Below are 10,351 nucleotides of genomic sequence, written 5' to 3'. Positions count from 1 at the left end.
TTATTAATGTAAAAAATACCAAAACAAAGGCTAAACAAAGTCCATTGACTTGATGGCATGCTTGTCTTTATGCTTACCACATTCGTATACCGATGTTTAGCCAATCTTTAGCCAATCTTTAGCCAAGAGGTGAGCCATGGCAATTCCCAAAGATGCACTACAAGAAGCCGATTTTTTACGTACTTTGTTAGCCATTTTGCGTATGGTGACGGGTTACTGTTTTATGCTGCATGGTATGTCAAAGCTGTTTGGTGTGCCATTTGATGAACGCTTTGCCGATGTGCATTTGTTTTCGCTGATGGGCTTGGCAGGTGTGTTAGAATTTTTTGGCGGTCTGCTGATTTTGCTGGGCTTGTTTACCCGTCCTGTGGCGTTTGTGCTCAGTGGTATGATGGCGGTGGCGTATTTTATGGCACATGCAGGTTGGGATGATTTTTGGCTGCCGTTGGTCAATCACGGTGAAGCAGCGGTGTTGTATTGCTTTATTTTCCTGTTTTTAGCCGCGGCAGGTGCAGGTAATTTTTCACTGGACAATTTGGGTCGGCGTTACGATTGACTGTATGGCTAAACATGACCGAATTTGCCAATTTTCTCAATACCAACAAGCATTTGTGACAAAAATTTGCTATAATTATCCGTTTCTTAATCAGTGACGTTTGGTGAGCGTATGACGGTTAGCTTGTTTGACCCTAAAACCCACATTGCCCCTACTTCTGGCCCCGATTTACCGCTTGATAAAACCGCATTGCCACAAGGCGCGGTCAAAAAGGTATTTATCGCAACGCAAGGCTGCCAAATGAACGTCTATGATTCGCAAAAAATGGCGGATGTGTTGGGCGATTCGCACGGCATGGTGCGAACCGACAATCCTGAAGACGCGGATGTGTTGATTATGAACACCTGCTCGGTACGCGAAAAGGCGCAAGAAAAGGTGTTTTCTGAATTGGGACGGTGGCGCAAGCTTAAAGAACAAAAGCCTGATTTGGTCATCGGTGTGGGCGGTTGTGTTGCCAGCCAAGAGGGCGATAATATTCAAGCGCGTGCGCCATTTGTTGATTTGGTGTTTGGCCCACAAACCTTGCACCGTCTGCCCGAATTGTACGAACAATCCGCCAAACAAACCAACATCAAACCCAAAAACCGCATCGGCGTGGTTGATGTATCGTTTCCAAGCATCGAGAAATTTGACTTTTTACCCGAACCCAAGGTAGAAGGCTTTAAGGCGTTTGTCTCTATCATGGAAGGCTGCTCAAAATATTGCTCGTTTTGTATCGTGCCTTACACGCGCGGTGAGGAGATATCACGACCACTAGATGACGTACTGGCAGAAATCGACAGCCTAGCGGCGCAAGGTGTGCGCGAGATCACGCTGCTAGGACAAAACGTCAATGGCTATCGCGGTGAAAAGCACGATGGCACAATCTGCCGCTTTGCCGAGCTGCTGCATTATGTGTCACACATCGAGGGCATTGAGCGTATTCGCTACACCACCAGTCACCCGCTGGAGTTCAGCGATGACATCATCGAGGCCTACGCCAAGCTGCCCAAACTGGTATCGCATCTGCATTTGCCCGTACAAAGTGGTTCAAACGCGATTTTGGCGGCGATGAAACGCAACCACACGATTGACATTTATATCGAACAAATCCGCAAATTGCGCGCCGTACGCCCTGACATGCACCTGTCAAGCGATTTTATCATTGGCTTTCCCAATGAGACGCACGAGGATTATTTGGCGACTTTAAATTTAGCCAAAGATTTGGATTTTGACCACTCCTACAGCTTTATTTACTCCAAACGCCCCGGTACACCTGCCTCAGATTTGCCCGACAATGTAGATTTAGCGACCAAAAAAGCACGCTTGGCAGAGTTCCAAGACGTGATCAAAGCCTCAACGTGGCAAAAAACCCAAGCTATGGTTGGGCAAACCGTGCGCGTGTTGGTAGAGGAGCCTGCCGATCGCAACCCTGAGTTTTTGCTTGGCACGGCGGATAACACACGCTCGGTCATGTTCAAGGGTGTAGATAGTCTACTTGGGCAATTTGTCATGGTCAAAGTAACTGACGCGCTTAGCCCACACTTGGTACAAGGTGAGGTGGTTGAAGTATTGGGCTAATCACGGGTTGTGGCACAAAAAAATCCGCCTTATTTCATTTAGGCGGATTTTTTATAGATTAAACCGTTAATTATAGACCGCAAACATAGTCATAACGCACCCAACCAATCTGCTTGCCATGGCGAACTTTGTACCACAACATGCCATCGCGTCCAGTGGCTGAGTCAATCACAGGCAAGGATGTGCCATATTTGATGCCGTTGAGTTTGGCAAACTGCTGACCTGGACCTGCGCGTAAAATCAAATTACTGCCTGAATTGGTGCAAGCATAGCCTGAATTCACTCGACCAGCAGGGCCAATGGCGTTGGCAGGCGACTGCATCATGATGGCGGCGGCTAGCACCGTTACAGCGGCAATAGTTTTGCAAACAGCTAGCATGGTTGTTTCCTTCAAATCGTTCAACATTTAAAAATCACGTCGTAAGGCAGATGATAGGTAAATGCCAATCAGGCAAATTTAGACAACATAACGATCAACTTTACTGTGAAATAATATAGCAATAAATTGATCACCTTACAATAGATTTACTTAAAATTCTATATGCCTTGCTTTTATAATATAGAAAAATTATACTAACATTTAGCATTTATCTGATCGTTTATTTCCCTATCAATTAGCGACGTTCTCCACGTGCAAGATTTTGATATTTCATTTGACAGTTAAAAAGGCAAATTCTGATGAGTTTAGGCACAAAACAATGGCTTGCCGTTGGCGCAATTATTGCAGGCTTGGTCACACTGCCGATGGTTGGTGCACAACTTTGGGAAAATGGTCAAACCAGCGCAGGTTATATTGCCAGCTCAGATGGCAAAACCACTTATTTACCCAAGGCAACCACCAATCAAAACTACAGCCTGCACCAACAGGACATGCCGCGCAATGAGTGGCAAGCCAACGATAGCATGAATGGGCTGATCGCGCAGCATAACTCACCCAATGCCAGTCGTAACCAAAACTACCATCAGCCATATAGCCAAAGCGGTTCGGGTATTGCCGATTGCCAATACAGCAAAGATGCGATCAAAGCAGGTGTCAAGCATTACCGTTTTGATGAAGCGCGCGCAGCAGATTTAGAGAGTATCGGTGGGCGCCACCAACTTACCCATGAGGCTGCTGCTGCCTTGCGCCAGCTACAAGCAGCAGCGCGTAAAGATGGCGTGAATTTGCCAGTTGGCTCGGCGTTTCGCTCGGTGGCGTATCAGCAAGGCATCGTCAATCGTAAACGCGCGGCAGGACAAAGCGATGCGCAGATTTTTAAGGTGTCGTCCGCGCCTGGGTATTCTGAGCATCACACAGGCTATGCGCTCGACTTTGAGCCAATCAACCACAGCTTTGGCAACACCAAAGCCTACGCGTGGCTGCGCCAAAATGCGGCACGCTATGGCTGGGAACAAAGCTTTACGCCTGAGGCGGTACGCAACACACGTGTGGCAGTGGAAGAATGGCACTGGAAATACAAAGGCTCACCCACTGCCAAAGCGGCATTGGCAAATGATGTGTGTTATTTTCGCCCATAAACTAGTCCGTCACCAACTCACTGGCATGGGCAACACGCAAGACTTCTTCTAGCGTTGTTCTACCTGCCAATACCTTGCGCAAGCCATCGGCACGAATGGATGGCGATCGTGTGCGTGCGTAACGCTCAAGATCAAATTCCGCCTTGCCTGCGTGGATCATCTGACGCAAGGTGTCGTCAATCGCTACCACTTCATAAATTGCCGTGCGCCCCTTGAAGCCTGTATGGTTGCATTGCTCACAACCGACAGGCTTAGGCAGCCGAATGACCGCGCTGTCATCTAGATTAATTTCTTTAAATAGCTGTCGCTGCATGGGGTCAGCGTCTTGCCAGTCGTGGCAATGGCGGCACAGCGTACGCACCAGCCGCTGGGCTACCACACCAATCAACGACGACGACAGCAAAAACGGCTCAACACCCATGTCTTGCAAGCGTGTGACCGCGCCAATCGCGGTGTTGGTGTGCAAGGTTGATAACACCAAATGTCCTGTCAATGAGGCTTGCACGGCGATTTCGGCGGTCTCCAAGTCGCGTATCTCACCGACCATGACCACATCGGGGTCTTGGCGCAGCATGGCACGCAAGCTGCGCGCAAACGTCATATCAACTTTGTTATTGACTTGTGTTTGTCCAATGCCATCAAGCTGAAATTCAATCGGGTCTTCTGCCGTCAAGATATTGCGTGTGTTGTCATTGAGCTCAGACAGTGCGGCGTATAGCGTGGTGGTTTTGCCCGAACCTGTTGGACCTGTCACCAAAATAATACCATGTGGACGGTGAATCAGCCGCATCAGCGTTTGGTAATCGCTATCAGCAAGCCCCAGATAGGTCATATTCAGCCTACCTGCCTGCTTGTCAAGCAAGCGCATGACCACGCGTTCGCCAAAATTTGACGGTAGCGTCGAGACACGCACATCCACCTCACGCCCTGCCAGCCGTAATGAGATACGCCCATCTTGTGGCACGCGTTTTTCGGCGATATCCAGCTTTGCCATGACCTTGATACGCGACACCAACAACGGGGCAAGCTGACGCTTGGGGCTGACGATTTCCTTCATTTGCCCATCAACCCGAAAACGCACCGACAGGCGTTTTTCAAAGGTTTCGATATGAATATCCGAGGCATTGAGCCGAATTGCCTCAGACAACAGCGCGTTGATCAAACGAATAATCGGCGCATCACCCGCTTGATCCATCAAATCTTCGGTTTCAGGCACGCTGTCGGCAAGACTGGACAAATCAGGGTGGTCTTCAAGCCCTGCCGCGATGTGCTGGCTTTCGCCTGTAGTGTTGGCATAGTTGGCTGCTAATGCCTTGTCAAAATCATCAGTTGACGCGATATGTAGGGCTAACGGCAACGCCAACCCTGCTTGACTGGCAAAACGGTTGGCTTCATTGACTGCCTGCATGGGTGTGTCGGCGGTAAGCAGCAAGGTCGGCGGTTGACTTGCGTCCAAACCCTGCGCGCTGATGGGGTATTGCAGCAAAATTTGATGGCGTTTGGCAAAGCTATACGGCAAGGCGATGGGATTTAGCATAGTTTTTAAAAGATGATTAAACGCGGTCGTGAGGTGATATTTTTGCTATACTAAGCACTATCAACCCGTGCGTCAATTTTTTTTGCTCAGTGCGTGCTAGGTGCCGCATCGTTTGACGTTGGCATGTGAATATTAGGTCTATATCGGACAAGTTTTATCCGCAAGTTTTGCCTGTTTTCCTTTCATTGCCAATGTTTTGGCAAGCAAGTCTTGCAATAAGTCACGCTTGTAAACGCTAAACAGCCGCGCTTATCAAAATTGACAAACGCGTCATAACAACCATGATGACTAAACACACAGTTTTTTTCATGTCAAATTAGGATTAACTTATGTCAAATACCAACAACACCCCAACAGATGACCGCTTAACGATCGGCTCACGCACGTTTGGCTCGCGGCTGCTCGTTGGTACGGGCAAATACAAAGACTTGAACGAAACCGCCGACGCGATCGCCGCTTCGGGGGCAGAGATTGTCACGGTTGCTATTCGCCGCATCAACATCGGGCAAGACAAAAACACGCCCAACTTATTGGAGGTGATTTCACCCGAGCGTTACACGATTTTGCCCAATACCGCAGGCTGTTTTGATGCCGACAGCGCGGTGCGTACTTGTCAATTGGCGCGTGAATTGCTTGATGGGCATAATTTGGTCAAGCTTGAAGTACTGGGCGATGACAAAAATTTATATCCAAACGTGATCGAAACGGTCAAGGCTGCGCAGACATTGATTGATGATGGTTTTGAGGTGATGGTTTATACCTCAGATGATCCGATTGTGGCAAAAGAGCTTGAGAGCATGGGTTGTGTGGCGATTATGCCATTGGGTAGCTTGATTGGCTCAGGACTTGGGCTGCTCAATCGCCACACGCTTAGCTTAATTGTTGAGCAGACCCAAGTACCTGTTTTGGTGGATGCAGGTGTGGGGACGGCGTCAGATGCAGCGATTGCGATGGAGCTTGGCTGCGATGGCGTGCTGATGAATACCGCAATTGCGCACGCGCGTGAGCCTGTGCGTATGGCAACGGCTATGCGTCATGCCGTGCTTGCTGGGCGTGAGGCGTTTTTGGCAGGGCGGATGCCTGCGCGTGCGATGGCACAAGCCAGTTCACCGCAAACGGGCTATTTTTTCCGTTAAGCTGACAGGCGATAGCCAAAAAACGCTTAAGTTTGCGCGTCGTTTTGCCAATTTGCTAAACGGCGCGGTTTTGACGACTTTTTAATGTTTACTTTTTTATTTTAACGGCATAACAAGTGAGAATCATGCGCGTATTGTCGGCGGTCGATCAGCTTTTTTTGCGCCTAGAGACGCGCAACCAGCCCATGCATATCGGTGGGTTGTTTTTGTTTCGCCTACCTGATGATGCCGATGCGGATTTTGTTGGGCGACTTGCCGAGCAGATGCGTACCAGTCAGATTCCGCCAAGTTTTCCATTTAACCAAATACTGCACCGTGAGCTATTTTGGCAAACCGATGGGCGTTTTGATGTTGAGCAACATTTTCGTCATATTGCCCTGCCCAAGCCTGCTCAAATGGCGGATTTGCTGACTTATGTGTCACAGGAACACAGCAAATTGCTCAATCGCCATAGCCCGATGTGGGAGTGTCATCTGATTGAGGGTATCACGGCAGATGGGCAAGCAGGACAGCGGTTCGCGCTGTACTTTAAGATTCATCATGCGCTGATTGATGGCATTGCTGGGCTGCGATTGGTGCAAAAATCACTGTCACCGACTGCCGATGAGCGCGTTAGCCTGCCTGCGTGGTCGCTGATGACGCGCAAACGCCACTTGATTGACTCGGTATTACCCACCGACCAATCCTTGTTGAGAGTCGCCAAACAACAAACCCGTGCCTTGCCTGCTGTTGGGCAGGCGTTGCTGCGCAATGTGGTTGAGCGTTTTGATAGCGATTATGTCACCACCACACAAGCACCCGATAGTATCTTAAACCAAAAGGTATCCAGCGCGCGGCGATTGTCGGCGGTTTCGTTTGAGCTATCACGGTTTCGGCGTGTGGCAGACGCGTTTGGCGTGAGCCTCAATGATGTGGTGCTGGCAGTGTGTAGCGGTGCGTTGCGGCGATACCTGTTGGCACAGCAAGCCTTGCCGCGTAAGCCGTTGATTGCGTTTGTGCCCTATTCGCTGCGTACCGACAACAGTGCGTCGGGCAATCAGCTGACGTTTATTTTAGCCAATTTGGCAACCCATCTTGCCGATCCTGTCGAACGCTTGCAAGCCATTCATGCCAGTACACGCAACAGCAAACGCCGTTTTGCCCGTCTGTCGCAATCATCATCGATCATCTACAGTGCGTTGGCGTATAGCCGTGCAGGGTTACAGATTTTGACAGGGTTATTTCCCGAATATCGCGGTTTTAACCTAATCATCTCCAATGTACCTGGCTCAAAAACGCCTTTGTACTGGCATGGTGCCAAGCTTGAAGCCCTGTACCCTGCCTCGGTGGTTTTCAATGACCAAGCCTTGAATATCACGCTTTGTACATACGTTGATCAGATGGATTTTTGTATCGCGGCGTGCAGCAAAGCCGTGCCGCACAGTGAGCGTTTGTTGGATTATTTGGCACAAGAGCTGGCAACGCTTGCTGCGCTGGTTGAATCATTTTAAAAAATCTTAACGTTTGGCGAAAAATTTTGAAATATTGACATTTGCCCCCATCATGATGGCAGGTTGCAATGCTGCTTGATCGGTATTGCTTAGCTTAAACTCATGGAAAAAATTATGTCAAATCAAACCAATGATTATCGCCAACGTTTTTTTATCCAAGATAGCCCCGTTCGCGGTGATATCGTCCACCTTGCTGACAGCTATCGCCAAATCATTGCCCAACGTCCCTACCCCCATGCTTTGCAAAAACTGCTTGGTGAAATGTTAGTTGCGGCAAGCCTGCTGATTGGTACGCTTAAAATCAACGGGCGGCTATCGATTCAGCTGCAGCACCCCAGTGAAGCCACCGATGAGCAAGCACGCTTGGCATGGGCGATGGCAGAATGTGACCACCAAGGGCATGTGCGTGCCTTGGCAGATTGGTCAGGCGACTGGACAAACTTGAACACCGCGGATGAAGCATTAGCCACGCTTGGCAAAGCAGGTGAGGGTGTGCTGTTTATCAATGTCCAACCCGATAGCATGTTTGGCGTACAGTCCGAAGGCTACCAAGGCATTGTTGAGCGCGTATCAAACAACCTTGCTGAGTGTTTAACCCACTACCAACAGCAGTCTGTGCAAATCCCAACGGTGATTAAATTGGCTGCCGATGGCACGCAAGCAGGCGGCATTTTGCTGCAGCTACTGCCACGCGGCAATGCCGATATCAATGACCAACGCGATGATGACAATAACATCGACACCTTAACCGCTGCCGAAATGCTTGAAGGCATGACCGATGCAGACCTGTTCCCACGTTTGGGCATTTTGACCGATACGCTAAAACCCGAAGAACTGACCGACTTGCCTGCAAAAGAGATTTTGCTACGCTTGTACCATGAAGAGCCCGTCAGTACGATTGATGCCGTGCCTTTGACATTTGCATGTACGTGCTCGCGTGAAAAAAGTGCATCCGCGATTTTTCAACTTGGCAAAACCGAAGCCATGGCGATTGCTGATGAACACGACGGTGAAATTGCGCTAGACTGTGGATTTTGTGGGCAAGTGTATCGCTTTAACAAAGCCGACATTGAGATGATCTTTGCTTAAATCTGCTTGCTAAAACCATAAAACTGGCAAGTTAATTTGCCAGTTTTTTATTGGCAAGGTTAGCCATACTCGCTTTATATCTAAATCGCCCTTTGTAGTGCATTCATATTTTAATTAAATAATTTAAATAATTTTATTCCCTCACATTAATATGCCGCCCAATTAGACCGACCAATTGTGCGGCAATCTCACCTTTGCTTGCCTTTGGCAGTATTACCGCGTCATGTTGATCACGAAAAAATACCGTCATGGCATTGTCATCACTGCCAAAACCGATATCACTGCGTGACACATCATTACAAGCAATCATATCTAAGTTTTTTGCTGTCAATTTGCCACGCGCATAACGCTCAACGTCTTGCGTCTCCGCGGCAAAACCCACCGTAAACACGTTAGGAAATTCAGCAGAAATCGTTGCCAAAATATCAGGATTTTTAACCAAGTCTAAATTCAGCTCGTCTTGAGTCTTTTTAATTTTTTGTGGCGCAGCTTGGCGCGTACGATAATCCGCCACGGCAGCGGTAGCAATAAAAACATCGGCAGGTGGATGGTCAAGCAGTGGTGCGTCGTGGTGGTGATGATCATGCGGGTCATCATCTATCACAGATTGCCAATTTTCATTGCCTTTAACATACTGCTGCGCGGCTACCAGCATCTGCTCGGCTGATAGCACGTTAATGCGCGTCACCCCTAGTGGTGTGGGTAGCTGCACCTTACCGCCTGCAATCAGCGTCACACGCGCACCTGCATTACAACAGGCTGTGGCTAAGGCAAAACCCATCTTGCCTGTGGAATGGTTCGACAAATAACGCACGGGATCAATCGCCTCGATAGTCGGACCTGCTGTGATGACAACGTGCCGACCTGCCAATACTTGCGGCACCGTCAATCGCGCCAATGTATGCTCGACATGTACCAGTAGCGTGTCAGGCTCAGGCAGCCGCCCCATGCCGACATCACCACAGGCTTGTTCGCCACTGTCAGGCATGACCAGTTGATAGCCCAAATCCGCCAACGTCTGTAAATTAAGCTGCACAGCAGGATGTTGCCACATCTGTTGATTCATCGCAGGGGCGACCAAGACGGGCGCAGCAGTTGCCAAGCACACCGTTGTCAATAAATCATCTGCCATGCCCATTGCTAACCTTGCTAAGGTATTGGCAGAAGCAGGCGCGATCAGCATGATATCCGCCCATTTTGCCAACTCAATATGCCCCATACCGCGCTCGGCTGCCGCGTCCAACAATTCAGTATGCACCGCATTGCCTGTCAAAGCTTGCAAGGTTAGCGGCGTGATAAACGCTTGCGCGCCTTGGCTCATGATCACCCGAACCTCAAAACCTGCCTTAACCAACAACCGCGCCAACACCGCCGATTTATACGCGGCAATACCGCCCGTAATCGCAAGAATAATACGTTTCATCATATGATTACCCAAAAAAAAATTGCCCTATGGTAGCAAGTT

At 49.1% G+C, this 10,351-nt stretch carries 9 protein-coding genes; 6 read left to right on the top strand and 3 right to left on the bottom strand.

Annotation, left to right across the window (positions count from 1 at the left end; all coding sequences use genetic code 11):
• The first annotated feature begins 136 nt into the window (after positions 1-136).
• Both MA2_RS07010 and miaB read left to right on the top strand, forming a co-directional pair.
• Positions 137-556: a DoxX family protein gene (locus MA2_RS07010; RefSeq protein ID WP_067058292.1), complete on the top strand. Its 420-nt coding sequence runs from the start codon at positions 137-139 to the stop codon at positions 554-556.
• Between the two features lie 111 nt (positions 557-667).
• Positions 668-2,116, top strand: a complete 1,449-nt coding sequence (gene miaB, locus MA2_RS07005; RefSeq protein ID WP_067058317.1) for a tRNA (N6-isopentenyl adenosine(37)-C2)-methylthiotransferase MiaB — start codon at positions 668-670, stop codon at positions 2,114-2,116.
• 70 nt (positions 2,117-2,186) lie between these two features.
• Here miaB and MA2_RS07000 read toward each other — a convergent pair whose 3' ends face one another.
• Complete coding sequence (locus MA2_RS07000) at positions 2,187-2,495, bottom strand: SH3 domain-containing protein (RefSeq protein WP_158080612.1); 309 nt, start codon at positions 2,493-2,495, stop codon at positions 2,187-2,189.
• A gap of 299 nt (positions 2,496-2,794) precedes the next feature.
• On the opposite strand from MA2_RS07000, the gene MA2_RS06995 reads away from it, so the two are divergent.
• Positions 2,795-3,634 (top strand): M15 family metallopeptidase, encoded by an 840-nt coding sequence (locus MA2_RS06995; protein WP_067058288.1) that lies wholly within the window; start codon positions 2,795-2,797, stop codon positions 3,632-3,634.
• Position 3,635: 1 nt separating this feature from the next.
• On the opposite strand, the gene gspE is transcribed toward MA2_RS06995, so the two are convergent.
• Positions 3,636-5,171 (bottom strand): type II secretion system ATPase GspE, encoded by a 1,536-nt coding sequence (gene gspE, locus MA2_RS06990; protein ID WP_067058286.1) that lies wholly within the window; start codon positions 5,169-5,171, stop codon positions 3,636-3,638.
• A gap of 329 nt (positions 5,172-5,500) precedes the next feature.
• Between gspE and MA2_RS06985 the strand changes: the two genes are divergently transcribed.
• The 3 genes from MA2_RS06985 to hslO all read left to right on the top strand — a co-directional run bounded on the left by MA2_RS06985 (position 5,501) and on the right by hslO (position 8,886).
• Entirely contained in the window at positions 5,501-6,307 is an 807-nt protein-coding gene (locus tag MA2_RS06985; protein ID WP_067058284.1) for a thiazole synthase, read from the top strand.
• A gap of 125 nt (positions 6,308-6,432) precedes the next feature.
• Positions 6,433-7,797 carry a WS/DGAT/MGAT family O-acyltransferase gene (locus MA2_RS06980; RefSeq protein WP_067058282.1) on the top strand — a complete coding sequence of 455 codons (1,365 nt, stop codon included), beginning with the start codon at positions 6,433-6,435 and terminating at the stop codon, positions 7,795-7,797.
• A 114-nt stretch (positions 7,798-7,911) separates the two neighbouring features.
• Positions 7,912-8,886: an Hsp33 family molecular chaperone HslO gene (gene hslO, locus MA2_RS06975; protein ID WP_067058315.1), complete on the top strand. Its 975-nt coding sequence runs from the start codon at positions 7,912-7,914 to the stop codon at positions 8,884-8,886.
• 133 nt (positions 8,887-9,019) lie between these two features.
• On the opposite strand, the gene coaBC is transcribed toward hslO, so the two are convergent.
• Complete coding sequence (gene coaBC, locus MA2_RS06970) at positions 9,020-10,309, bottom strand: bifunctional phosphopantothenoylcysteine decarboxylase/phosphopantothenate--cysteine ligase CoaBC (RefSeq protein WP_067058280.1); 1,290 nt, start codon at positions 10,307-10,309, stop codon at positions 9,020-9,022.
• Between the last annotated feature and the right edge of the window lie 42 nt (positions 10,310-10,351).

The sequence above is a fragment of the Moraxella atlantae NBRC 14588 genome (assembly GCF_001591265.1).
In the GTDB taxonomy this organism is placed as follows: domain Bacteria; phylum Pseudomonadota; class Gammaproteobacteria; order Pseudomonadales; family Moraxellaceae; genus Faucicola; species Faucicola atlantae.
This window is presented reverse-complemented; position numbering and strand designations above follow the sequence as displayed.